Source organism: Actinomyces sp. W5033 (genome assembly GCF_051303165.1).
Map to the genome: position 1 here is coordinate 1 of NZ_JBPPGD010000015.1, position 24,663 is coordinate 24,663.

Below are 24,663 nucleotides of genomic sequence, written 5' to 3' on the forward strand. Positions count from 1 at the left end.
GGGTGCCCCTATGTGGTGTGTCAAGCGGCGGCGGGTAGTTTCGTGGCTGGTTGTGGGTCGTAGAGGGCTCCATCTCGGATCATGGCGTGCAGGGTCAGGATGCGGCGGTGGGCCAGGGCGAGAACGGCCTGGTTATGACGCTTGCCCTGGTCTCGTTTGCGCTGGTAGTAGGCCCGGGAGACGGGGTCGGAGCGCAGGGAGGCGAAGGCGGACAGGAACATGGCGCGCTTGAGCCTCTTGTTGCCGCCGTGGGAGACGTGCTCACCACGGATCGATGAGCCGGAGCGGCGTGTGACGGGAGCGAGCCCGGCGTAGGAGGCCAGCTGGGCGCCGGTGTCGAAGGTCTTGCCCAGGGTCTCGGCCAGGAAGACGGCGGCGGTCCTGACCCCGATCCCGGGCATGGAGATCAGGACCTCATAAAGAGGGTGGGCCTCCACCAGGGCCTCGACCTGGGCGGCGACATCGGCCCGCTGAGCGTGCAGGGCGATGAGCTGCCTGGCCAGGTGAGGTAGCACCGTTGCGGCGGCGTCGGTGCCGGCGACCACCACGGTCTGGTGCTCCAGGGCCGAGACGATCTGGCCGGCCCAGGTGGCGTGCCGCCTGCACCCGTGCTTCTTGAGCCTGGCGTCAATCCTTGCCTTGCCCGCTCGCTTCAGATCGGCTGGGGTGGGCCAGGCGGCGATGACCTCCAAGACGGCGTCGTGCTCCAGCCAGGGCCCCACCACGGCCTCGAGGGCGGGGTGGATCTGGGTGTACAGGCCCCGGATCCGGTTAGCGCTCTGGTTGACCTGGCGGGCCAGGTCCAGGTCGAATCCCGTGAGCATCGACAAGGCGGCCGCGTCCTCGTCCGAGGCGCTGACGGCTCTCAGGGTGTGAGGCATGCTCCTGGCCGCGCCGGCGATGACGGCCGCGTCCTTCGCGTCGGTCTTGGCGCTGCCCGGCGTCAGGTCGGCGATGCGTCGCATCGACAGTCCGGGCAGGTAGCCCACGGTGATGCCCATGTCCTGGGCCACCGCCACGGCCAGGGCCCCGATGGTGGCGGGCTGGTCGACCACCACCAGCAGCCTCCCGTGGTCGGCCAGCTTCTCGTAAAGGGAACGCAGACGTGCCTCGTCGTTGGCAAGGGGCTTGTCGAGGACCTTCCGCCCGTCCCGGCTCAGGGCCGTGGCCCAGTGGTCCGTCTTGCCGACGCCCGGTGCCGATGAAGACCTCGATGCCCCTCGATATCCATCTCTCCTGCCGCCTCTCGGTCAAGTCGATACGGGGCCAGCCGGTGGACGACCGGTTCCGCACCCACGCCTGCGAAAGACCTCACACGCGGTGGGTCGTTCCCCTTATCAGCGCTCCCCAGCGTCCGGCTGCTGCGGGTGACAACACCCCCCGGATCATCTACGGACAGGGGCAAGACATCATGCCCACAGCAACTGGTCCAGCCCCGAACCACCCGGCACCACCAACAAGGTAACGGGCTCACAGCGCCGGTGGAGGCGACCGGTGCCCCCTGGTGCGCCAGACGCTGCTGGGTAGTGGAGCCGGCGGGTGACCTGGATCCGTGGCCGCGGGTGGTGAGCCAGTGGTTTCAGGCACCGGTCCTCGCGGTTCCTGCGGGCTGGCAGATTGCCTGCTTCAGGGCGACCGGGCACGAAACGCGGTGCCGCGTTCGGCTGCTGGTGGCCCAGCCGACGCCCCGGCGGCAGGTGCAGGCCCCTGTGACGAGGGCCGCGGTGGCCCAGCCCCGACCATGTCCGGACGTAGGTGAAGTCGACCACCCGCCGCTGGTTGGGGCGCCAGGCGGTCAAGGTCGCGGCGCGAGCAGGTCCCCTTGGGGGACTCGTGAGCACGCCGCGGGCCTGGTGGCGCGGATGCCGCGTCCTGGCCCGGCACCTGTCACAGCGAGAGCACGCATGCGACGAACCGGCCATGGCGCCGGGCCACCCGTGGCTGCCCGGGCACGGCGTTCATCAGCCGCCAGGTCCTTGCGGTGAGCCGACAGACCTGGCTGGTACGGCTCCTGCCCCAGGGCGGTGAACCCTGCCGACCCCGGTGCCGCGTCGCTTGAGTGACCTGGTGCTCGGCGCACGGCTGCGTGCGGCGCAGAAGGTGGACGGCGGCGGTCATTGAGACCCGAGTCCGCCCGCGACCCGGCGCGGACCCCCTGCTCCTGGTTGCGGGCCTCGACGCACCTGGCAGATCAGCGCCGCGGGCGGTGCGGGCACCCGCCGCGGTAGACAAGCCGACGCGCTCCTCAGGATCGCGCCCTCGCGCCGCAACCCACGGCTGGCGGCCACCGGGCTGGCGTACGCGCTCGGCGTCGCTGGTGCTTGTCCCAGGCCGCTCGCCTGCGCCCGGCCCTGGGCCTGGCGGACCCAGCCGCGCAGGGTCACAGGCGTTGACCCCGAGCCAGTCACCCACGCGCCCGCGGCAGCCCCGGGCCCTGGTGGGGTCGGTCAGGGCGTCCAGGCACAACCGGACCGCGCGCTCCCTAAGCTCCTGCGGGCACCTCCTTGGTGCTGGCATGGTCATCATCCTTGACCTGGAACCAGACCCACCACCACACCCAGGACGATCCACGCCGGCCTGTCGCGCCTCATGGACTGGCCCGCAAGGTCCTTGACTCCTGTCTTGGGGGTGGTGGTCTCGATCAGCTGGCCGTCGCTGTAGGCGTCGCCGTGAAAGTGGGTGTGCTCGGCCAGGTCGTAGGGTAGGGAGCCCTGGTCGTCTTGGAACCGATGATGAAGCCCAGTCCCGCCTTGTCCAGGGCAGTCAGGTTCGACAAGCTCATCGTGCCGGCGTCCGCAACCACGACCAGGCCTGCGGGCTCGATCAAGTGCGCGTCGAGAAGCTGCCGGACCATGGGGATGATGGTCCTGGTCTCGGCGTGGTCGCCCTCCCAGCAACCCACTTGCAGGGCAAGGCCGCTGCGGTCGACGAGCACGCCGACCGCGACCTGCGGGCCGACCCGCCGCTCCTTGAAGAAACCCACCTTGCGCAGGTCGTCCTCCTTGTCGGTCTCGAAATAGAGGGTGGTGACGTCGTACAACACGAGCGACAGGTCGCCGCCCGCGCTGACGTGGCAGCGCAGCGCGGCCTGGACCGACGCGCGCCACCCCTTGCCGGTGCAGCGCCGAAGGGAGCGCAAGAGCGTCCTGACGCTGAGCGGATCGATGCCGATCTCGGACACGACCCTGGGCACCCGCTCCTTGCTCGTGGGCTCCACCAGGCGCGCGAGCACCATCTGCCTCAAGCCCTCGTCGCCCTCAACCGCCGCGTCAAGCCCCAGCGCGCTCCACGCGTGCTCCAGGACCCGAACCAGCACGGCGCTGCGCGTGCTGCCCATCACGGCACCCCCAGGAGCCACACACGCGCCCGAGGCGCCCAGTGGCTCCAGGTCCAAACTCATCTGGCCCGCCTCGGCGACCTGGAGGGCCCTTGCCATCAGCACGGCCAGCTCAGCCTCGTCATGAGCCGATCCCAGGTGCCTGACCGTGCGTCGGCCACGGTCCTTGAAGACGACCTTGACCTTGACCGCCGTCGCCCCTGAGGACGTCACATACGTGTTGATCGAGGGCGTCAGCCGCTCGATCCTACGCACCCCGACATCAGTGCCCGAACCAGCCCAGACACCCGCACCAACCCAACGAAAAACAACCCCCCCCTCACGAACCCACCAAGCTGTCAGGAGTCAGGTCGAGGAGACGCGCGACCAGGCGCACCGTCTGCGTGAGAACGCCCTCATGGTCATCGGACGCGCTGAGCAGAAGGCCGAGGAGGACCGCGCCCGCTCCTCCCGGGCCATGGAGATCGCGCTGAGCTTCCTCACCTTCGTCGGCATGCCCCTGACTGTCTTCCTCGACGTGTGGACCAACTGGGAGGCCGTCAAGGGCGTCGGCAAGCGGTCCTCGACCCTCGCCGGGGTGAGCCTGCCGTGGGGTGCCATCCTGGTCCTGGGGGTCGTTGGCGCCGTGCTTATCGGGGGAGCGCTGTGGCGGGGTGCCCGCTGGTTGATCCGCAAGCGGCTGGACGGCTGAGGCGCCGGGACTCGGAGCGGAGGCCGCGCACGGGGGTGTCGATGCCGCGCACGGATCACCTGCGTGTGGGTGGATCACCTGCGTGTGGGCGGATCACGCGCGGGACGCCGTCGGGTGATCCATTGGCGCGTAGGTGATCCGCCCGCGGCCTGGTGATCCGACGGGGCGCGCGGACGGATCGCGCGTCCATTCGCCAGGCGCGAGCGGCGCCACCTCCTCCCCCCTGCCCACGCCCGGCGCGAACAGTGGCCCCGGGGGCAGCGCCCGCGCCCCGCCGTCGGCTAGCGTTCGCGGGGTCGGACGCAGAAGGGACCGGAATCCGTGAGCAAGACTGACCAGCCGCAGCAGGACCCCTGGAGCAGGGGGCGCACGAGCCCCAAGAGGACCGGCTCCGAGCGTCGCAAGCGCGGCGCGCTGGGTAACCCCCTCCTGTGGGCCGCCCCGGTCATCATGGTCGCCCTCATCGGGTGGATGCTGCTGACCTCCCTGAGCGGCTACCGCACCATTGACACCTCCGAGGGCCTCGCCATCCTGCGCAACAGCCCCGAGACCGTTGAGGCCGTCACCGTCATCGACGGCACCCAGCGCGTCGAGCTGGACCTCACGACGAGCTACACGAGCCAGCCCAACCGCACGGGCGAGACCGCCCGGGAGATGGGCAAGCGCGTCCAGTTCACCTTCACCGACGCCCAGGCCGACCAGGTCGCCCGCCTCGTCGAGTCCGCAGATCCCTCCGGCGGCTACAACTCCATCGTGCCCACCACCTCCTGGTGGTCCTACGTCGCCCAGCTCATCCTGCCGCTGGCGATCTTCTTCGCCGCCATGTGGTGGCTGCTGGGCCGCATGAACGGCGGCCGCGGCGGCGCCCTCGGCTTCGGCAAGTCCAAGGCGAAGATCGGCTCCAAGGAGATGCCGGACGTCACCTTCGACGACGTCGCCGGTGAGGACGAGGCCGTCGAGGAGCTCGAGGAGATCCGCGAGTTCCTCTCCGAGCCGGAGAAGTTCCAAGCGGTCGGCGCGAAGATCCCCAAGGGAGTCCTGCTCTACGGCCCTCCCGGCACCGGCAAGACCCTCCTGGCCCGGGCCGTCGCCGGCGAGGCGGGCGTGCCCTTCTTCTCCATGTCCGGCTCCGAGTTCGTCGAGATGTTCGTCGGCGTCGGCGCCTCGCGCGTGCGCGACCTGTTCGAGCAGGCCAAGGAGAACGCCCCTGCCATCATCTTCGTTGACGAGATCGACGCCGTCGGACGCCACCGCGGCTCGGGCATGGGCGGAGGCCACGACGAGCGCGAGCAGACCCTCAACCAGCTGCTCGTGGAGATGGACGGCTTCGACGCCACCACCAACGTCATCCTCATCGCCGCCACCAACCGGCCCGACGTCCTCGACCCCGCCCTCCTGCGCCCGGGCCGCTTCGACCGCCAGGTGAGCGTCGAGGCCCCGGACATGGGCGGGCGCGAGGCCATCCTGCGCGTGCACGCCAAGGGCAAGCCCATGACCCACGACGTTGACCTCGCCCTCGTCGCCAAGCGCACCCCCGGCTTCACCGGCGCCGACCTCGCCAACGTCCTCAACGAGGCGGCCCTGCTCACCGCCCGCTCCAACGCCCAGCTCATCGACAACCGCGCCCTGGACGAGGCCATCGACCGCGTCATCGCCGGCCCCCAGAAGCGCACCCGCGTGATGAACGAGCACGAGAAGGCCGTTACCGCCTACCACGAGGCCGGCCACGCCCTGTGCGCCGCCGCCGGCGCCTACTCGGACCCGGTGACGAAGGTGACGATCCTGCCGCGCGGCAAGGCCCTGGGCTACACGATGGTCATGCCCAGCGATGACAAGTACTCCACCACCCGCAACGAGCTCCTCGACCAGCTCGTCTACGCCATGGGCGGGCGCGCCGCCGAGGAGATCGTCTTCCGCGACCCCACCACCGGCGCCTCCAACGACATCGAGAAGGCCACCGCCACCGCTCGGAAGATGGTCACCGACTTCGGCATGACCCGCGCCGTGGGCGCCGTCAAGCTCGGCACCACCGAGAACGAGACCGTCCTGGGACTGTCCGCCACGAACCGCGACTTCTCCGAGGCGGTCGCCGCCACGGTCGACGACGAGGTCCGTGCCCTCATGGACGCCGCCTACCGCGAGGCCTGGGAGATCCTCACCCGCAACCGCGCCGTCCTGGAGGACCTGGCCACCCAGCTGCTGGACAAGGAGACCCTGCTCGAGAAGGACCTGGAGGCGATCTTCGCCCCGGTCGTCCGCCAGCCCGAGCGGCCCCTGTGGCACGGCGACGACTCCCTCGTCCTCGACGAGGAGATCGCCTCCGGCTCCTACTTCGCCGGCTCGCGGGTGCCGCGCCGCACCCGGCCGGCCGGCAGCGGCTCCTCCCAGAGCCAGCGGGAGCCCTCCGACGACGCGGCCGGCGCCGTCGTCCCGCCCGACGCCGACGCCCCCGCCGGGCAGGACGGCACCGCCGGGACCGGGGTCCTGTGATGGCCTACGACGCCGAGGGTGTGCGCCGGGCTGTTCGTGACCTGCTCGTCGCCATCGGAGAGGACCCGCTGCGCGACGGCCTGCGTGAGACCCCTGAGCGCATGGCCCGCGCCTACGCGGAGATGTTCTCCGGCCTGGGCCAGGACCCGGCCCGCCACGTGGAGAAGGTCTTCGACGTTGGTCACGAGGAGATGGTCCTCGTGCGCGACATCCCCATGTACTCCGTGTGCGAGCACCACCTGCTGCCCTTCCACGGCGTCGCCCACGTGGCCTACATCCCCGGCGAGGACGGCCGTGTCACCGGCCTGAGCAAGCTCGCGCGCCTCGTGGACGGCTACGCCCGCCGTCCCCAGGTGCAGGAGCGCCTGACCGCGCAGGTCGCCGACGCCATGGTCGAGCGCCTGGGAGTGCTGGGGGTCCTCGTGGTCGTCGAGGCCGAGCACCTGTGCATGTCCATGCGCGGGGTGCGCAAGCCCGGCTCCAACACGGTCACCTCCGCCGTGCGCGGCCAGCTGCGCAACGCGGCCACCCGCGCGGAGGCGATGAGTCTCATCCTCGGCCGCCGGTCCTGAGGCGGCGGCCTCACGGGCCGGGCGGTGCCCCTGAGCGGGGCCACCGCGTCACGGGGCCGTAGGCGTCCACGGCAGACAGCCCTTGCTCGTCGGCCACGGATGTCCACACAGCGGACATCATCTGCGCGGCCGCGTCTGGAGCACCGCGGCATGCGCCGAGTTCCGGGCGACGGCGCTGGTCCCCGCACCCGTGGGCCCGGTCATGTCCGCTGCGTGGACACCACGTGCCTTCGCACCCGGGGGACAACGGGCCCAGGCCATCCCCGCCGATCCCGGCTCGCCCCGGCCTGTCGCCCCGGCCTGTCGCCTCGGGCTCAGCCGGCCCCCAGCGGCACCGACAGCACCACCGTGAAGCGCCCACCCGCCGCGTCCACGGACATCACCCCGCCCAGGGCCTCCACCCGCCGTCGGGCGCCCTCCAGACCCAGGCCACTGGTGAGCGCCTGCGTCGCCTGACCGCCGTCGGCGGTGTTGGAGACCATTGCCTCAAGGCTCGCGCCGTCGGACTCCACCAGCACCCGAGCCGGCCCCGGTGCCGCGTACTTGCTCATATTCACCACGAGCTCGCTGAGCACCCGCACCAGCTGCTGGCGCACGCCCGGTGTGACCTCCTCGCGCTCCAGCGCCTCCAGCCCCGAGACCTCCAGCTCCACGCCGCGAGCCGCCAGGAGCGTGCGCGCCTCGGCAAGCACCTCGGACAGCGGCCGCGGCGCCGACGACGCCAGGACGTCGAGGCCCGCCCCGCCGGCCACCTGTCCCATGGCCCTGAGGCTGGAGCGCAGCTGCTCGACGGCCACGCGTACCGAGCCCGTCATCGCCGCGAGCTCGTCAGCCATGCTGTCCTGGGGGCCGGCCGACAGCCGGGCCTGCTCGGCGAGCATGACCGCGTGGGTGAGGTCGCGCACCACCGTGTCGTGCAGCTCGGAGACCACGAGCAGACGCTGGCGCTCCAAGTCCGCCTCGAAGCGGCGCGCACTGGCCTCGGTCTGCGCCCGCGGTGCCCGCAGCAGCTCGGCGACCACGAGGCAACCCGCTCCGAGCACGAGGACGTACATGTAGTAGTCGGTCAGGAAGCTCTGGAACCCGAGGGGGTGGTGGTCGGGGTAGAGCTCCCGCTGGGACGGGGCGATGACCCACAGGTAGGCGCCCAGCTCCTCAACGGCGCCGACCGCGACCGTCGCGTAGGCGGTCCCCCGGTGGAACCCCCGACTGACGAGGACGCAGGCGCACAGCCACGGCACGATCCCGGGCACCAGGAACACGGGGGTGCTCACGAGCATGTGGACGGCGGGCACGAGGACGAGGGACAGGCCGGCCGCCCCCAGCGGCCACACGGAGATGAGGGCGACGCAAGCCCCTCCGAGCAGCGCCGCGGCCGTGTCCGTGGCGGAGGGCGCCGTCGCCTGGATCAGTCCTGCGAGGGTGAGCGGCGCGGCGCAGGCCAGGCACAGCAGGTGGGTGCGGCGGGTGGGCGCCCAGACGGTGAAACGGCTGCGGGCCAGCGGACCAGTGGTCCTCGGTCGGCGTCGTTCCTCCCGTCCTGCGGGGGCGTGCTGCCCTGCGGGGGCCTTCCGGTCCCCGCAGCGCCGCCGTCCTGCGGGGGCCTTCTGCGACCCAGGTCCTGCCCCCGCGGTGAGCACCATCGTCGCCTCCTGATCGCTGATCGTTAGCATCCTGCCATGTCCTGTGCCGCCCAAGATGATGTCCGTGCGCGCCCCGTGAGGGTCGCCATCGTCGACGACGACGCCTTCGTGCTCACAGCCCTGCGCGGCTACCTCGGCGCGGATGAGCGGATCGAGGTCACCTCGACCTTCTCGCGCGCGGCCGACGCCCTGGCCTTCCTGCGACGGGTCCCCGTGGACGTCGTGCTCACCGACGTGCGCATGCCGGGGGTGGACGGGCTCGAGCTGCTGGCCCGAGCGCGCCAGGACCACCCGGGTCTGGCGGTCGTCGTCCTGACCTCCTTCGACGACGACCAGGCCATGCTCACCGCCCTGGCGGCCCAGGCCAACGGCTTCCTCCTCAAGGACGCCGCCCCCGAGGAGATCGTCCGGGCGGTGCTGGCCGCCGCCGAAGGGGGTACGACCATCTCCCCGTCCACGGCCTCCCGGCTGGTGGCGCACCACCTCAGGCCCACAACCGTCACCGGTCGTGAGGACCTCACGGGTGCCGAGCGTGAGGTCCTGACCCTGCTGTGTGAGGGCTACTCGAACGCTGAGATCGCTGAGCGCCTCGTCATTGCCGAGTCGACGGTCAAGACCCATGTCTCCAGCCTCATGAGGAAGTACGGGGCGTCGTCGCGGCTCAAGCTTGTTGTCGCCGTCCACCGGGAGCAGGACGGGCGGGGCTGAGGCCCGCCGTGCGGGGCGTGCTGAGGCTTCGACCCGGCGGGCACGGTACGGGGCTGGAGCAGCCTGCGGGTGGGCTTGCACGCTCATGTGAACGGGCCCTACGCGTAACCCTCGGGATTCCGCGGACCGGTGGCCAGTGTCTCGCAAATCCTGAGGCTCCCATGTGCGTGGCCAGTCGTCACGCACATGGGAGCCTCAGCAGCCGTTGTCCGCTGAGTGCTTGAACCGCGCGATACCAGCGAAAAACCTCGGTCCTAGAAGCCCGGCGCGTCACATGAGCGTGCGACCGTCGTCCAAGTTCTTCCGGGCGCGCCCGTAGCACCGCCCGGGCGGTGCTACGGGAGACCCTCGCGGAGCCCCCACGGTGGCACTCATGTGGTCCACATGGGAGCGCTCGCCGCTCAGTCGGTGGCCAGAGCCGTCACCGGGGCGACCGCTGCCGCCCGCGCCGCCGGCCGCAGCGCCGCCAGCAGCCCGACGACAGCCGAGGCCACCAGCACGCCGATCAGCTGCACCCACGGCAGCACCGCGCTGGCCTGCCCCATGAGCGCGATGACGCCGGCGTGTCCCAGGGCCACCCCCAGGACAAGCCCGATGAGCCCACCCAGGACGGTGGTCAACACGGCCTCGGTGAGGAACAGGGCCCGCACCTGGGAGCGGTCGGTCCCCGTGGCGCGCAGGACCCCGATCTCCCGGATACGCTCCAGGACGCCGACGTCGGTGGTGTTGGCCAGGCCGACCATGCTGATGATGACGGCCAGGCACAGGATCATCCCGATCTGCCGGATGGAGCGCCAGATCTGCTCGACGTAGAGCGACCGTCCGTCGGCGCCGCTGGAGACCAGCAGCCCGGTTCCGTGCAGCTGGTCGCGCACCGACTCGCCGGTGGCGGTTGCCGAGCCGTCGCCGCCGGTGCGGGCCCACAGGGACATCTCGGTCGGTGCGTCACCGGCGAGCCGCTGGGCGACGGCCGGGGTGATGACCGGGCCGAAACCGCTCTCCTGGACACGAGCGGTCAGTACCACCGAGCCTACCGGGCCGGTGAGGGTCACCGAGGTCCCGTCGGTGACCCCGTAGATGCCGCCCAGCACGAGCGTGGAGCCGTCCATCTGCTCCAGGCCGCGGTGGGAGCGGACCACCGGCGCGAGCGCCTGCGTGTCGATGCTGTGCACGGTGATGCCGCTGCTGCCGGAGGAGGAGGTCATCTCCAGACTGAGGGCGGGCACGGCCACGACCTGCTCGACGCCCTCGGTTGCCGAGACCTGGCCGATGACGGCCTCGGCGTCCTGCTCGGCGGTGATGCCGTCCACCCGCAGGTCGATGGGGCTGATGCCGGCCAGGTAGCTGGACATGGCGGCGTTGATCCCGGCGACGGCGGTCAGCAGCGTCGCCGCGACGACGACAGACACGAGCACGGAGCCCGTCGTGGCGGCCGCGCGACCGGGGTTGCGGGCGAGGTTGCGGCAGGCCAGGTGCAGGACCGGCAGCCGACGGGCCACCCCCAGGTGCTCGACGGCGGTGGTGGCGCCGACGACGATGAGCGGCAGCGCGACGAGCACACCGACCACGAGCACGCAGGCCCCGAGCGCCAGGACGCCCAGCATCCGGGTGCTGACCCCGAAGGCGAGGGCCGCCCCGCCGCCCCCGGCGACAACGAGCCCGAGGACGGCGGTCACTGCCCGGCGGCGGCTCAGTCGACGGTCGTCGGCAACCTTCCCGGTCAGGGCGATGAGCGGTGAGACACGGCCCGTCTGGAAGGCGGGACGCAGCGCCGCCGCCACCGTGGCGGCGGTGGACAGGACGATGGCCACAGCCAGGGACGTCCACGTGATCGTCAGGCGCGCGGCGCTCAGGCCGTCCACGAGCCCGAGGCGCGACAGCAGCATGGCGGCGCCCGCGCCGAGCCCGGTGCCCAGGACGGAGCCGACGAGGCCGGTCCCCAGGGCGGTGCGCAGCACGAGGCGGCGCACCTGGGCACGGCTGGCGCCGACGCAGCGCAGCAGGCCGGTCTGGCGGGTCTGGTACGCCACGAGGGTGCTGAAGGTCGCGGAGATGACGATGAGGGCGACGACGGCGCACACGGGGGACAGGAGGCGCAGCAGGTCCAGGGTGGCTGAGTTGATCGAGTTGACGTTCTGGGCGCGCAGGTAGGCGATCTCGTCTGCCGTGTACACCTTGGCGTCGTCGCCGAAGGCCCGGGAGACGGCCTCCATGACGGCCTGCGTGGACGCGCCGTCGTCGACGGTGAGGTACACCGCCACGGGGACCTCGGACAGGCCGAGCTCGGTCCACCCCTGCGGGGTCGTCATGATGTAGGAGTTCTGCGTGCCGAAACGCGTCATGGCGGCCGAGGGCTCAAGGACGCCGACGACGGAGACGGTCTGGGACTGCGTGTCGGCGCCGGGGTCGCAGGTCAGGGCGATGGCGTCCCCGACGCGGACGTTGTCGCTGACCGCGAGGGCGGGGGAGATGACGACCTCGCCCGGCGCGGAGGGCAGCCGCCCCTCGACGAGCCGCGGGCCGGCCGTCGTGTCGGAGCCCGCGTAGGAGCCGGCGTCGGTGGTCGGGGCGGCGAGGGCGGAGGCCCCGGGAGCGAGCAGCGCGAAGACGTGGGTGTCGTAGGCGGTGCCGGGACGGTCGATGTAGAGCAGCGCCTCCAGGTGGGTGCGCACCGAGGCGACGCCCTCGACGTCCTCGGCCCTGGTCCCGGCCTCGGCGGGCATCTCCTGACCGCGCGGTGCCAGCAGGACGAGGTCGGCGCCACCCACCGAGGCCCGGGCGGTGGCAGTGACCTGGGTGGTGAAGGATGTGGCAAGTATGAGGACGAAGGCGGTGAGCGCGGCGCCGAGTGCGACGGCGGTGAGTACCGCCAGCGTGTGGCGCAGGTCGAACAGGGAGGGCATCAGCGCAGCTCCTCGGTGTGGCGCCCGGACGGTGCCGCGCTCGTCGGGGTGGCCTGCGCGCCCGCCGCCGGGCCACCCGGGCGCAGGTGGCTCTCGGACACGATCCGTCCGTCACGCAGACGGATGACCCGGTCGGTCACCGCGGCCGCCTTCTCGTCGTGGGTGACCATGACGACCGTCTGCCCCAGCTCGGAGCACATGCGGGACAGGGCTCCCAGCAGTGAGGTGGCCGAGGCGGAGTCCAGGGCGCCGGTCGGCTCGTCGGCGAGGACGACCTCGGGGCGGCTGACGAGCGCCCGAGCGACGGCCACACGCTGCTGCTGGCCGCCGGAGAGCTCGGTGGGCCGGTGGGTGAGCCGGTCGGCGATGCCGAGGATGCCGATGACGGTGTCGTAACAGCCGGGCTCGGGGCGCCGGCGCGCCAGACGCAGCGGCAGGAGGATGTTCTCCTCGGCGGTGAGCGTGGGCAGCAGGTTGAAGGACTGGAAGATGAACCCGAGCTGCTCGCGGCGCACCGCCGTCAGTTCCTTGTCCTTCATGCCCGCCAGGTCCCGGCCGGCGATGAGGACGTGGCCGGAGGTGGGCCAGTCCAGGCCGGCCAGGCAGTGCAGCAGGGTGGACTTGCCTGAGCCGGAGGCGCCCATGACCGCCAGGAACTGCCCACGCGGGACGGTGAGGCTCACCCCGTCCAGGGCGTTGACGCGCGCCTCGCCCGTGCCGTACACCCTGCGCAGGTCCCGGGCCTCGATGACCGGGGCGTCCACGCCCGCGGCACCCCTGCCGGGTCGGTTATCGCCGTCTGCCGCGTGGCTGCGCGCGCCGGCGCGGCCGATGGCGGCGCGCCGGCCGGCGGCCTGCGCGTGAGCGCTGCCAGGACCGAGGGGTGACTGTCTCATGGTGATTCCTCCACACGCCCGGGTGCTTCCCGGGCTCTGAGTCGAGGCTATGAGCTCGTGCCACCGCAACGAATCCTCCGAAGGACGCGACCGCAAGCGCCGCCTCCGACCTTCGTAGGAGCCTGGGGAGATCGTCCCCCGCCGTGTGGAACGTGCCGATAGGCTGTGGCGGTGAGCGTTGACGTCAGGACCCCGGCTCCCCTGCCAGAGGAGCTGAGTGAGGCGGCCCGGGGTGGCCGCACCCTCGTGATGGGCATCGTCAACGTCACCCCCGACTCCTTCTCCGACGGCGGCCGCTGGGCCACCACCGAGGCGGCTGTCGCCCACGGCCTGGCCCTCATGAGCCAGGGGGCGGACCTGCTCGACGTCGGCGGGGAGTCCACCCGGCCCGGCTCGGTGCGGCTGAGCGCGCAGCAGGAGCAGGCCCGGGTGCTCGACGTCGTGCGCGAGCTGGTCGGCGCGGGCGTGCCCGTGAGCGTGGACACGATCCACGCCTCCACCGCTCGTGCGGTCGTGGAGGCGGGCGCCGTCATCGTCAACGACGTCTCCGGGGGGCTGGCGGACCCGCTCATGCACCGCCTCGTCGCCGAGACCGGAGTCGTCTATGTCTGCCAGCACTGGCGTGGCGACCCGGACACGATGGACCGGCTCACGCGCTATCCCGACGGCGTCCTTGCCGGTGTCGAGGCCGAGCTGCGCGAGCGCCTGGACGAGCTGTGCGCCGCCGGTGCCGCCCCCGAGCAGGTCGTCGTTGACCCCGGTCTCGGCTTCGCCAAGACCCACCCGCAGTCCTGGCAGCTGCTGGCCGCCACCGCCGCCCTGCGTGAGGACCTGGGACTGCCCGTCCTCGTGGGCGCCTCCCGCAAGCGCTTCCTTGCCGCCGCGCTGCCCGACGGCGCTGGTCCGCTCGAGCGCGACGCCGCCACCACCGCCACCACCGCCCTGGCCGCTGCGGCCGGCGCCTGGGCCGTGAGAGTCCACGAGGTCCCGTCCAACCGGGACGCCGTCAGAACCGCTCGCCTCTGGAAGGAACCACGATGAGCACCTCCTCCACCCCGGTTGACAGGATCCGCCTGAGCGGCCTGTCCGCCCGCGGCTACCACGGTGTCCTGGACTCCGAGCGCGAGGAGGGCCAGCTCTTCGTCGCCGATGTCGTCCTGGGCCTGGGTGCTCGGGGGACCTCCGTCGCCGCTGCCAGCGACTGCCTCGACGACGCCGTCGACTACGCCGAGGTGGCCTCCGCCGTCGTCGCCGTCCTCGAGGGTGAGCCCGTCAACCTCATCGAGACCCTGGCCGCCCGTGTGGTGGACGTGGTCCTCGGCTTCACGGGCGTGCAGGAGGTCGAGGTCACGATCCACAAGCCCCAGGCGCCGGTCCCCGTTGCCTTCGAGGACGTGACGGTGACGATCACGCGCACGGTGCGTGACGTCGTCGCTCGTGCTGAGGGACGTTCCGACGCCGACGCCCACCTTCCGGCGTGGACAGCCGACGCGGGTGCTTGCGCGGCCCCGCCGGAGCTGGCCGTGGAGCCTGCTGTGGCCCTGGCCGTGGAGGACCTGACGGCCGGGCAGCCGGTCTCAGAGCCGGTGGTGGAGCCCGCTGGGGGCCCGCTTGCCGACGGCGGGTGGGCCGAGGAGGCTGGCGCGTCCGTGGACGAGGCGGCTGCGGGCACGGTGGAGCAGGCCGGCGAGCCGGTGGTGGCGCCGGCTCCCGACGCGGCGCAGGACCTTGCCCCCGGTGACGCTGCTCTGAGCCCGGTCCCCGACCCCGTCGAGGCGCAGTCGGACCTGGCCTCTGGCCTGGAGGCGGCCCCTGGCCTGGAGACGGCGGCCGGGCTGGGCGCTGGAACGGTCCTGGGTGCTGGCGCCGGGCTGGGCGCTGTGGAGGCGGCCGCCGGGCTGGGGGCCGCGCCCCTGGGGGCCGGTGCCGCGGACGCGCTCGGTGCCGCCGAGGCGGAGGCCGGGCAGGCCGCACCCGCCGGGTTCTGCGTGCCGGTGCAGCCCGCCGAGAGCGTCGCCCCGCTGCCCCCCGAGCCCGTTACGGCGCCAGCCGCGCAGCCCGCTCCGCCCGCCGCCGTGTCCGCGCAGTCCCCGGTCGAGGCCCCCGCTGCCGTGGACCCGCTCGACCTGCGTCCGCAGACTCCTGCCCAGGTGGTCCTCGCCCTGGGGGCCAACGTCGGCAAGGTCGTGCCCACCCTGCGCACGGCGGTCCGCACCCTCAGCTCCATGGAGGGCCTGACCGTCACCACCGTCGCGCCGCTGGCCCGAACCACTGCGGTCACGCTTCCCGGGGCGCAGCCTCAGCCCGACTACCTCAACACGGTCCTGCTGGCCACCACGACGATGACCCCGCGCGAGCTGCTCGAGGTGTGCCAGGACCTCGAGGCCGCTGCCGGGCGGGTGCGCACCGCTCCCTGGGGCCCGCGCACCCTCGACATCGACCTCATCTCCTTCGAGGGCGTCACCTCAGATGACCCTGTCCTCGCCCTGCCGCACCCGCGGGCCGCCGAGCGGGCCTTCGTCCTCGTGCCCTGGTCCACCGCTGACCCCTTCGCCGAGCTGAGCGGGCACAGCGTCGCCGCACTGGCTGAGGCCGCCCCGGACCGCGAGGGTCTGCGTTGGCTCGCTCTCGACTGGCTCGACTCCGACCGGCTCCCGACACTGCCGACCGGCCAGTACGTGGTGCCTCCCACAGACGACCAGCTCCCGGACCCGGAGGAGGCTCCGGTCCCCGAGGCGCCTGCCGCCGCCCCTCAGGCCCCGGCAGCCCCGCAGGTTCCGGCAGAGCCGGTGTCATGGGAGGAAGCCCCGGCTGCTGCTGCCCAGGCCCTCTCCGAACCGGCTGCTCATCCGGAGCCGGAGATCCAACCGGACCCGTTTGCTCAGCCGGAGCCGGTGTCATGGGAGGAAGCCCCGGCTGCTCAGCCGGAGCCGGGGATCCCGGCCGAGCCCGTCCTGCCGCCGGCAGCGGCCCCTGAGGACGGCTGGGCCGCCCCCATGGGCTGGGATGACGTCATCGGCGGGAACCGCTCCTGATGCGCCGCACGCGCTGGACCGGTCTCCTCGCGTGCTACGCCGTCGCCACGGTCCTGACCTGGACGGCGCTCGACCTGGTCCTGCGGCACCGGGGCTGGACCCCCGTCATCACGCCCTGGACCGCTCTCGTCGCCCTGCTCGTCAGCGCGGTCGTCCTCACCTGCGGCCTAGCCGTCAGGCGGCTGCGCGCGCGTGAGCGCACCTGGATGACGCCTACCGGCGCCGCCGTGACGGCCGCCGCCGCGCAGGCCTCGAGCGTCGTCGGAGTGCTTCTGGCCGGCGTCTACACCGGCCAGCTCGTCCTCGCCCTCGTCGGCCACGGCTCACCCGCGGCGACCGCCGCCGCCTGGACCTCGGCCACCTGTCTCATCGCCTGCGCGGTGTGGACCGGAGTCGGCCTGCTCGTCGAGCACTGGTGTGCCATCGACCTCACCGACGACGACGGCGACGACCCCGCCCCGGGCGCTCCGCGGGACGGTGCCCCCGCCTGAGCCGCACCAGCGGCCCCGCCCGTCAGCCACCCCACAGACCCGGGCAGGCCGTCGGATGACGCCGTCGTCACCCGCTGCCCGCTCACAGGAGGGGCTCATTCCTGACGGAGCCGCCAGCTATGGTGAGGCCGTCTCGCCCCCCCAGCAGGAGCCCGTCATGAGCACCCCCAGCCCCGCGCCGGCTGATCCCTTCGCGCCCGAGGGCGTGCAGTTCCGTCCCGTCTCGCCCCGCCTGGCCACCGCCCGGCTCATCGTGAGCCTGGCCGTCAACGTCCTTCTCGCCGTGGGCCTCGCCGTGCCCGCGGTCATCCACAGCCCCTGGTGGTGGACCGGCGGCGCCGTCCTGGCCGTCCTGAGCTTGTGGGAGATGTGGTTCGTGCCCCGGCAGGTCCATGCCATGGGCTACGCCCTCGGCGAGGACCACCTCCTGTGGCGCAAGGGCATCATGTTCCGCCAGATGAACATCATCCCCTACGGGCGCATGCAGCTCGTTGACACCTCCCAGGGACCTCTTGCCCGTCACTTCGGCATGGCAGAGGTCAGGCTTCACACGGCCGCCGCCAGCACTGACGCCACGATCAACGGCCTGCCCGTTGAGGAGGCCGAGCACCTGCGCCGGATCCTGTCCGAGCGCGGCGAGCAGAGGATGGCGGGGCTGTGAGCGCACCCGGCGCCTCGGCCGAGCGGCGCATCAGCCTGCCTCCCGACGTCGAGTGGCGACGCATGCACCCCATCACCCCGTTGCTCGAGGGGTGGAAGGTCATCACCGCCGTCCTCGTCTTCGCCACCATCCAGAACGGCGATGACGTGCTCGCCCTTGTCCAGGCGGTCCGCGAGCACGGCTTCAGCCTCCAGCACGGCCTCGTGCGCTGGGCGGTGGTGAGCGTGCCCACCGTGCTGCTCCTCGTGGGCGCGTACCTCGCCCTGGCCTGGCGCGCCAAGACCTTCGCCATCAACGGCGACGGTGTCTACCTGCGCACCGGCATCCTCATGAGACAGCTGCGCACCGCGCGCCTTCCTCGAATCCAGGCCGTTGACGTCGTGCACCCCCTCCTCGGTCGGGTGCTTGGGCTCGGCCAGCTCACCGTCGAGGTCGTGGGCGGCACCGACTCGCGCGTCGTCATCGGCTACCTGGCCACCAGCGACCTCATCGCCCTGCGCGACCGGGTCCTCGACCTCGCCGCGGGCGCCCGCACCACGCCCGGTGCCGCCAACGTCGGTGCCGCTGGCGTCCCCGACCTCGGCCATCCGGTGCGTCCGGGAGCCGCTCACGAGGGCCATGACCCGCTCGGGCTGGAGGAGCCGTCCGCGCCCCTGCCCGCCAGACGCCTGGCCGGAGCCGAGGAGACCCCTCTCTACACCGTCGAGACCCGCACCCTCATCGGCTCCCTGCTGCGCTCCGGAATGACGCTCACCGCCCTGCTCGTCGTCGTGGCCGTCGTCGGCATCGTCATCGTGGTGCCCCTGGCCCTGACCGGTTCGCTCATCGCACCGGACCAGGGCGTCCTGGGACTGCTCAGAGTGACACTGACCATCCTCGCCTGGCCCCTCATCTTCCTGTCCCTCGCCTGGGGCCGGTTCGCGAACGGCTGGGGCTTCCGCGCCGCCGCCACCCCGGCCGGCATCCGCATGCGCTTCGGCCTGACCTCTGACACCTCGACGACGCTTCCGCCCGGGCGAGTCCACGCCGTCGGCCTCCAGCAGGGCCTGTTGTGGCGGGGCAAGGACTGGTGGCGCGTGACCGCGACCGTGGCCGGGCGCGAGGACGCCGACGTCGGCTCCGGCGGCCGCGTCGAGGAGAACGCGGCGAATGTCCTGCTGCCCGTCGGGGACCGAGACACCGCCTTGCGGGCGCTGTGGCTCGTGGTCCCAGACCTGGGCGTGAGCGACCCTGACGCCCTGCTCGACGCCTCCCTGTCCGGCCAGGACGACGACGGCGTCATCGACCCCGTCGCCCCCATCGGCTCGGCGGGACGCGGTTTCGTGCGTGTGCCGCGCCGGGCACACCTGTTCGACTGGCTCAGCTGGCACCGCAATGCCGTGGCCCTGACCGGCACCTGCGTCATCCTGCGGCTGGGCCGCTTCCAACGCAGCGTGAGCGTCATCCCCTACGAGCGCATCCAGTCGGTGCACGTGGCACAGGGGCCGGTGGCCCGGCGCTGCGACCTGGCCGAGCTGCGCCTGGACCTCGTGCACACGGGCACGGCCGTCTCCAAGATCGCCAACCTGGACGCCGCACAGGCCGGAGAGCTCGCTGCCGTCATCGCGCAGCGCGCCCTGCTCCGGCGCAGCGCAGAGTCGCTCGACCGCTGGCTCGCCCGCGCGGAGGGCGCCCCGTCCCTGTGAGAGCACCGGAATCGGCGTGAGAGCATCGGTGCTGTGAGCAGCACACCACCAGGGCGCCTTGGCGTCGGCATCATCTCCGCCGGCCGAGTCGGCGCCGTCCTCGGCTCCGCCCTGCGCGCCGTCGAGCACCAGGTCGTCGGCGTCCACGCCGTCAGCGAGGCCTCGCGCGAGCGCGCCGAGATGCTCCTGCCGGGCGTGCCCGTCCTTGAGGTCGAGGAGATCGTGCGGCGCGCCGAGCTCGTGCTGCTGGCCGTGCCTGACGACGCGCTCGAGGGCCTCGTCCAGGGGCTCGCCGACCTCGGCGCCTGGCAGATGGGGCAGATCGTCGTCCACACCTGCGGTGCCCACGGCACCGGCGTGCTCGCCCCTGCCCAGGCCGCAGGCGCCATCCCCATCGCCCTGCACCCCGCCATGACCTTCTCCGGCTGGTCCACCGACCTCGCCCGCCTGGTCGGCTGCCCCATGGCCGTGACCGCCCCCGCCGCCTTCCTGCCGGTGGGCCAGGCGCTGGCCATCGAGCTCGGCGGCCAGCCCTTCGTGCTGGACGAGGCGGCCCGCCCTGCCTACCACGCCGCCCTCGCCCACGGTGCCAACCACCTCGTCACCCTTGTGGGCCAGGCTGCGCGCGCCCTGGCGGCAGCCGGCGTCGCCGACCCCGAGGCGACCCTGGCGCCACTGCTCACCGCCGCCCTCGACCGGGCCCTGCACGAGGGTGCCGACCACGCGCTCACCGGCCCGGTCGCCCGCGGCGACGCCGGGACCCTCACCCGCCACCTGGCGGCCCTCGACGCGCTGCGCGACAAGCAGGGGCGTGCTCTGACCGACGTCGTCGCCACCTACCGGGCCCTGGCCCAGGCCACGGTCCAGCACCGCCTGGAGACCGGAGACCTGAGCGAGGAGCAGGCGGAGCGCATGCGCCAGGCCCTGGGGCCGCAGACTGACGCACTAGCCTGAGCCCATGACCCCCACCCCCCACCACGCCGCCCCCGTGCTCGCCCGTACCCGCGAGGAGCTGGCCGCTGCCCTCGGCCACGACACCGCTGCCCGTGCAGTGGTCATGACCATGGGAGCCCTCCACCAGGGGCACTTCGACCTCGTCGCCGAGGCCGCGCGCCGCGTGGGAGCCGATGGCACCGTCGTCGTCACCATCTTCGTCAACCCCCTCCAGTTCGCTGCCGAGGAGGACCTCGACACCTACCCCCGCTCCCTGGAGGCTGACGTCGCCGGCATCGATGCCACCCTCACCCGGGCGGACGGCACCTCGAGGGTCGGCCGCCTCGTCGTCTTCGCCCCCACGCCCGAGGTCATGTACCCAGACGGTGAGCCCTCAGTCCGCCTCGACCCGGGGCCCGCCGCCACCGTCCTCGAGGGCCGTACCCGTCCCACCCACTTCGCGGGCGTCCTGCAGGTGGTCCTCACCCTCATGCACCTGACCCAGCCACGCTGGGCCCTGTTCGGGCGCAAGGACGCCCAGCAGCTGGCCATCGTCTCCTCCATGGTGCGTGACCTCGCCGTGCCCGTCGAGATCGTCCCCGTGGGGATCCGCCGGGAGGAGGACGGGCTCGCCATGAGCTCGCGCAACGCCTACCTCAGCGCCGAGCAGCGCCAGCAGGCTCTCGCCCTGTCGCGCTGCCTGGCGGCCGGCCGTGAGGCAGCGGCCGCGGGGGCCGACGCCGCAGGCGTGCGCGCCGCCGCGGCCGACCTGCTCTCCGCCGCCCCCGGCGTCGAGGTGGACTACGTCGCGGTCGTCGATCCGCTGTCCTTCGCCGACAGGGCCGGTGCCGGGCTGGGTCTGCCCCCGGCCGACGGGGACGAGGCCGTCGCGACCGGCGGCGAGGTGCTGCTGGCGGTCGCCGCTCGGCTCGGTACCACGCGTCTGATCGACAACGCGCTGCTCACCCTGGGCTGAGCGGCGGGGCGCGGGCACCGGGCTCCGCTTGGCGCCCGCGACCGCTGTCGAGTCGGTCACCTCTGCTTCATTGGGGTGGCCGGGGCGCATAGCCTGGGCTGCGATGAGTACCCGCATGCGGACGATGATGACGTCCAAGATCCACCGCGCCACCGTGACTCAGGCCGACCTCGACTACGTCGGCTCGATCACCGTGGACGCGGACCTGCTGGACGCCGCCGACCTCCTGCCTGGCGAGCGTGTGGACATCGCGGACTGCACCAACGGCAACCGCCTGTCCACCTACGTCATCCCCGGAGAGCGTGGCCGCGGCGAGATCTGCATCAATGGCGCCGCCGCCCACCTCGTGAGCCCCGGTGACGTCGTCATCCTCATCGCCTACTCCCAGATGAGCGAGGACGAGGCCCGCACCTACGTCCCGCACGTCGTCTTCGTGGACGAGGGCAACCGCGTCCTGGACCTGTCCTCCGACCCGGGCCAGCTGCCGGACGAGGGTCTGGGCGCTGACGTGGCCCGCATGCGCGGCCTGCGCCCCTCCGGCACCGCCTTCGCTGAGGCGCGCAGCTGACCTCAGTCGCGGGGAGCGGGCGGCGCGCCTCAGTGAGGCGCCTCGGTGGGGGCGCGGGCTGGAGGACGCACGCTCATGTGACAGGCCGTCGCGGCAGCACGGGGTTCCTGCCGTGAGGAGATAGGCTCCCATGTGCGTGTATGACAGCGACGCACATGGGAACCTGAGACTACAACGCGGCGTGATCGATTTTCCGCATGATTCCGCCGTCGCTCGGCAGAGCGAGCCGGCACGAGCGTGCGGCGCCGAGCAGGGCACGGCTCACGGCGCGTTGGATGAACCGCTCCCCTCGTGCCACATCCGCCGCGGAGAGCCTCATGGGCACGTACCCAGCGGCCAGCGCGCGCTGGTCCCGGCACCGGTCCTTCTCGAACTGCTCGAGTGAGGAGTGGAACTCGTAACCGTCGCTCTCCACGATGAGCCAGCCCTCGACCAGCAGATCGGTCTCCCCGATACCCTCGATAACCGGCGCCACCTCGACCAGCAGCCCCAGCGACCGCAGCGCCAGCCGGGTCCGGGTCTCCAGCGGCGAACGACATCCCGGCTCCGCCATCGCCAGACGCCGGCGTGCCGTCACCGAGTAGCGTCCCGTAAGCAGCTCGGCAACCTCCTCCTTGGTGGTGTCCCTGCGGTTGAGGGCAGCATCAGCGATCGTCACCGCGTCCAAGGCGTTGAGGCACGTGAGCGCGCAGGCCACCACCTCGGCGGGGTGGACCAGGGGAAGGCCGTCAACGGTCACCGGGGTGATGGTCGTTTTCCGGTGGATGAGGACATCCGTGGTCGGCCGGGTGGCGCTGGAGCGAATTCCGCGGTCGCGGGGCACGACGATGTGGGTCCGCTGGTCGGTGCTCCAGGTGGGGTACCCCAGTGCCTGTGCCGCCGTCAGGCAGGTCAGGTGGGCGCGAAAGTGACGAGCCCGAACGACGTGGGCGCTGGTTCCCGGGATGACGACGAAGCCGGGGGCGCGCTGATGGAGCACACCTGCGTCCACCGCGGTCCTCAGCAGCGCACGGTCGTGGTGGTTGTGGGCCACCTCGTCGATGTGGGCGGCCCCGTGCAGAGTGTCGATGCGGGCGGTCAGGGCAGTCATCTCAGGCTCCATACCGTCAAGGATTCCTGGCGGCCCCCTGCGCGCCCGTGAGTTATCCACAGGCGCGGCCGATCCCTCGGACAGTCACAGGCAGGCGCCCCGGCAGGCGTGGCCGGGCACCTGGGCCCACGGGCGGCACGCGGCTGGGCGTGAGGCGAGGTGCCCGTGGCGGCCGGTGTGGGCACCTCCTTCCGCGGGTGGGTGGCGGTGGTGGTCCCGGTACACTCGCGCGCGTGACTGACGCGAAGCAGACCCCAGCCCCCGAGCCAGCCGACACCGCGGGGCAGACCGTGAGGCAGCCGCAGGTGGCGCCGGGCCCCGGCGAGCAGTTCGAGGTCCGCGCCGCCAAGCGCGAGAGGCTCAAGGCCGAGGGCTGGGAGCCCTACCCGGTCACCGTGCCCGTCACCACGACGATCGCCGCTGTGCGCCGGCGTTACGAGGGCCTTGAGGCCGGTGTCGAGACCGAGGACGTCGTCGGTGTCGCCGGGCGCGTCGTCTTCCTGCGCAACACGGGCAAGCTGTGCTTCGTCACCCTGCAGGACGGGGCTGGTGCCACCCTACAGGCGATGGTCTCCGCCAAGAACCTTCCGGGCCAGGGGCACACGAGCCTGGCATCCTTCAAGTCCGACGTTGACCTGGGCGACCACCTCTTCGTCCACGGCCACGTCGGTGCCTCGCGCCGCGGCGAGCTGAGCGTCTTCGCCGAGACCGTCCTCGTGGACGGTGCTGCCCCCGAGGACCTGCCCGGGCTCGGTGACGAGGCCGTCGCCACCCCTGCCTGGCGGATCGCGTCCAAGGCCCTGCGCCCCTTGCCCAAGACATGGACCAACGAGGCAGGCGAGGCCGTGACCCTCTCCGAGGACAACCGCGTGCGCCGCCGCGAGCTCGACCTGCTCACCCGCCCGGCCGCCCGCGACATGGTGCGCACCCGCGCCGCCGTCGTGCGCTCCATCCGTGAGAACTTCCACCGCCGTGACTACCTCGAGCTTGAGACCCCGATGCTCCAGGTCATCCACGGCGGTGCGGCGGCGCGTCCCTTCGTCACGCACATGAACGCGTATGACATGGACCTGTACCTGCGTATCGCCACCGAGATCTACCTCAAGCGGGCCGTCGTGGGGGGCGTGGACCGGGTCTTCGAGATCAACCGCAACTTCCGCAACGAGGGGGCGGACTCCTCCCACTCGCCGGAGTTCGCCGCCCTGGAGGCCTACGAGGCCTACTCCGACTACAACGGCATGGCCGAGCTCACCCGCAACCTCATCCAGCAGGCCGCGCGCGACGCCTTCGACCTCGCCGAGGGTGAGGAGGTCGTCACCCTGGCTGACGGCACCGAGTACGACCTGTCGGGCGAGTGGGACCGGATCGATCTGTACACCTCCGTCTCCGAGGCGGTCGGCGAGGAGATCACCGTGGACACCCCGCGTGAGGCTCTTGTGCGCATCGCCGAGAAGCTCGAGCTCGAGGTGGACGACTACGCGGTGGCCGGCAAGATCGTCGAGGACGTCTTCGAGGTCACCGTAGGGGACCGGCTGTGGTCTCCGACCTTCGTCTACGACTTCCCGGAGGACACCTCCCCGCTGACCCGCTACCACCGCTCCCGCCCGGGCCTGACGGAGAAGTGGGACCTGTACGTGCGAGGCTTCGAGCTGGGCACCGCCTACTCCGAGCTGGCGGACCCGGTGGTCCAGCGCGAGCGCTTCGTCGCCCAGTCGCTGGCGGCCGCCAACGGGGACCCGGAGGCCATGGTCGTCGATGAGGACTTCCTCGTGGCCATGGAGCAGGGCTTCCCGCCCTGCGGAGGCATGGGCATGGGTATCGACCGCCTCCTCATGGCCCTGACCGGCCAGGGCATCCGCGAGACGATCACCTTCCCTCTCGTCAAGCGCTCCTGACCGGTACTCGACGGCACGTGGACGGTGGTGGGGGGGGGGGGGGGGGGGGGAAAGCAACAACGAACCACTAGTCGGAACTCACCAGACCG

Annotated in this window: 18 protein-coding genes and 1 pseudogene; 13 read left to right on the forward strand and 6 right to left on the reverse strand. The window is 72.2% G+C overall.

Going from position 1 to position 24,663, the window contains the following annotated elements; genetic code table 11:
- Positions 1-20 precede the first annotated feature (20 nt).
- Positions 21-1,227, reverse strand: a pseudogene (locus tag ACSJJR_RS09685) (IS110 family transposase).
- Between the two features lie 1,414 nt (positions 1,228-2,641).
- Positions 2,642-3,592, reverse strand: a complete 951-nt coding sequence (locus ACSJJR_RS09690; RefSeq protein WP_435943188.1) for an IS1634 family transposase — start codon at positions 3,590-3,592, stop codon at positions 2,642-2,644.
- Between the two features lie 142 nt (positions 3,593-3,734).
- Between ACSJJR_RS09690 and ACSJJR_RS09695 the strand changes: the two genes are divergently transcribed.
- From ACSJJR_RS09695 to folE, 3 genes are all read left to right on the forward strand, one after another.
- Positions 3,735-4,028, forward strand: a complete 294-nt coding sequence (locus ACSJJR_RS09695) for a hypothetical protein (protein ID WP_435943189.1) — start codon at positions 3,735-3,737, stop codon at positions 4,026-4,028.
- Positions 4,029-4,478: 450 nt separating this feature from the next.
- On the forward strand, positions 4,479-6,518 hold the full coding sequence (gene ftsH, locus ACSJJR_RS09700) for an ATP-dependent zinc metalloprotease FtsH (RefSeq protein WP_435943216.1): 2,040 nt from the start codon (positions 4,479-4,481) through the stop codon (positions 6,516-6,518).
- Positions 6,518-7,090 carry a GTP cyclohydrolase I FolE gene (gene folE / locus ACSJJR_RS09705; RefSeq protein WP_435943190.1) on the forward strand — a complete coding sequence of 191 codons (573 nt, stop codon included), beginning with the start codon at positions 6,518-6,520 and terminating at the stop codon, positions 7,088-7,090. The genes ftsH and folE overlap by 1 nt, the downstream gene beginning before the upstream one ends.
- A 314-nt stretch (positions 7,091-7,404) precedes the next feature.
- On the opposite strand, the gene ACSJJR_RS09710 is transcribed toward folE, so the two are convergent.
- Positions 7,405-8,763 carry a sensor histidine kinase gene (locus ACSJJR_RS09710; RefSeq protein WP_435943191.1) on the reverse strand — a complete coding sequence of 453 codons (1,359 nt, stop codon included), beginning with the start codon at positions 8,761-8,763 and terminating at the stop codon, positions 7,405-7,407.
- Positions 8,764-8,769: 6 nt separating this feature from the next.
- Here ACSJJR_RS09710 and ACSJJR_RS09715 point away from each other — a divergent pair, with 6 nt between their 5' ends.
- Positions 8,770-9,441: a response regulator gene (locus ACSJJR_RS09715; protein ID WP_435943192.1), complete on the forward strand. Its 672-nt coding sequence runs from the start codon at positions 8,770-8,772 to the stop codon at positions 9,439-9,441.
- Between the two features lie 401 nt (positions 9,442-9,842).
- Here the strand turns inward: ACSJJR_RS09715 and ACSJJR_RS09720 are convergent, their stop codons facing one another.
- On the reverse strand, positions 9,843-12,344 hold the full coding sequence (locus ACSJJR_RS09720) for an FtsX-like permease family protein (protein ID WP_435943193.1): 2,502 nt from the start codon (positions 12,342-12,344) through the stop codon (positions 9,843-9,845).
- On the reverse strand, positions 12,344-13,240 hold the full coding sequence (locus ACSJJR_RS09725; protein ID WP_435943194.1) for an ABC transporter ATP-binding protein: 897 nt from the start codon (positions 13,238-13,240) through the stop codon (positions 12,344-12,346). The genes ACSJJR_RS09720 and ACSJJR_RS09725 overlap by 1 nt, the downstream gene beginning before the upstream one ends.
- Positions 13,241-13,489: 249 nt before the next feature.
- On the opposite strand from ACSJJR_RS09725, the gene folP reads away from it, so the two are divergent.
- The 8 genes from folP to panD all read left to right on the forward strand — a co-directional run bounded on the left by folP (position 13,490) and on the right by panD (position 21,589).
- Positions 13,490-14,281, forward strand: coding sequence for a dihydropteroate synthase (gene folP / locus ACSJJR_RS09730; protein ID WP_435943217.1), 792 nt, complete (start codon positions 13,490-13,492; stop codon positions 14,279-14,281).
- Positions 14,278-16,275 (forward strand): 2-amino-4-hydroxy-6-hydroxymethyldihydropteridine diphosphokinase, encoded by a 1,998-nt coding sequence (folK, locus tag ACSJJR_RS09735; RefSeq protein WP_435943195.1) that lies wholly within the window; start codon positions 14,278-14,280, stop codon positions 16,273-16,275. Before folP ends, folK begins: the two co-directional genes overlap by 4 nt.
- Positions 16,275-16,766, forward strand: a complete 492-nt coding sequence (locus ACSJJR_RS09740; protein ID WP_435943196.1) for a DUF3180 family protein — start codon at positions 16,275-16,277, stop codon at positions 16,764-16,766. Before folK ends, ACSJJR_RS09740 begins: the two co-directional genes overlap by 1 nt.
- Before the next feature lie 157 nt (positions 16,767-16,923).
- The gene (locus ACSJJR_RS09745; protein WP_435943197.1) at positions 16,924-17,427 is read left to right on the forward strand and encodes a PH domain-containing protein; all 504 of its coding nucleotides are present in this window, start codon (positions 16,924-16,926) and stop codon (positions 17,425-17,427) included.
- Positions 17,424-19,112 (forward strand): PH domain-containing protein, encoded by a 1,689-nt coding sequence (locus ACSJJR_RS09750; RefSeq protein ID WP_435943198.1) that lies wholly within the window; start codon positions 17,424-17,426, stop codon positions 19,110-19,112. Before ACSJJR_RS09745 ends, ACSJJR_RS09750 begins: the two co-directional genes overlap by 4 nt.
- 33 nt (positions 19,113-19,145) lie before the next feature.
- Positions 19,146-20,066, forward strand: a complete 921-nt coding sequence (locus tag ACSJJR_RS09755; protein ID WP_435943199.1) for a Rossmann-like and DUF2520 domain-containing protein — start codon at positions 19,146-19,148, stop codon at positions 20,064-20,066.
- Positions 20,067-20,070: 4 nt separating this feature from the next.
- A complete protein-coding gene (gene panC / locus ACSJJR_RS09760) occupies positions 20,071-21,021 on the forward strand; it encodes a pantoate--beta-alanine ligase (RefSeq protein ID WP_435943200.1) in 951 nt (316 codons plus the stop codon).
- 103 nt (positions 21,022-21,124) lie between these two features.
- A complete protein-coding gene (gene panD, locus ACSJJR_RS09765; protein ID WP_435943201.1) occupies positions 21,125-21,589 on the forward strand; it encodes an aspartate 1-decarboxylase in 465 nt (154 codons plus the stop codon).
- Positions 21,590-21,758: 169 nt separating this feature from the next.
- Here panD and ACSJJR_RS09770 read toward each other — a convergent pair whose 3' ends face one another.
- Positions 21,759-22,679: a hypothetical protein gene (locus ACSJJR_RS09770; RefSeq protein WP_435943202.1), complete on the reverse strand. Its 921-nt coding sequence runs from the start codon at positions 22,677-22,679 to the stop codon at positions 21,759-21,761.
- Positions 22,680-22,912: 233 nt separating this feature from the next.
- Here ACSJJR_RS09770 and ACSJJR_RS09775 point away from each other — a divergent pair, with 233 nt between their 5' ends.
- Positions 22,913-24,574, forward strand: coding sequence for a lysine--tRNA ligase (locus ACSJJR_RS09775; RefSeq protein WP_435943203.1), 1,662 nt, complete (start codon positions 22,913-22,915; stop codon positions 24,572-24,574).
- Positions 24,575-24,663: the final 89 nt, after the last annotated feature.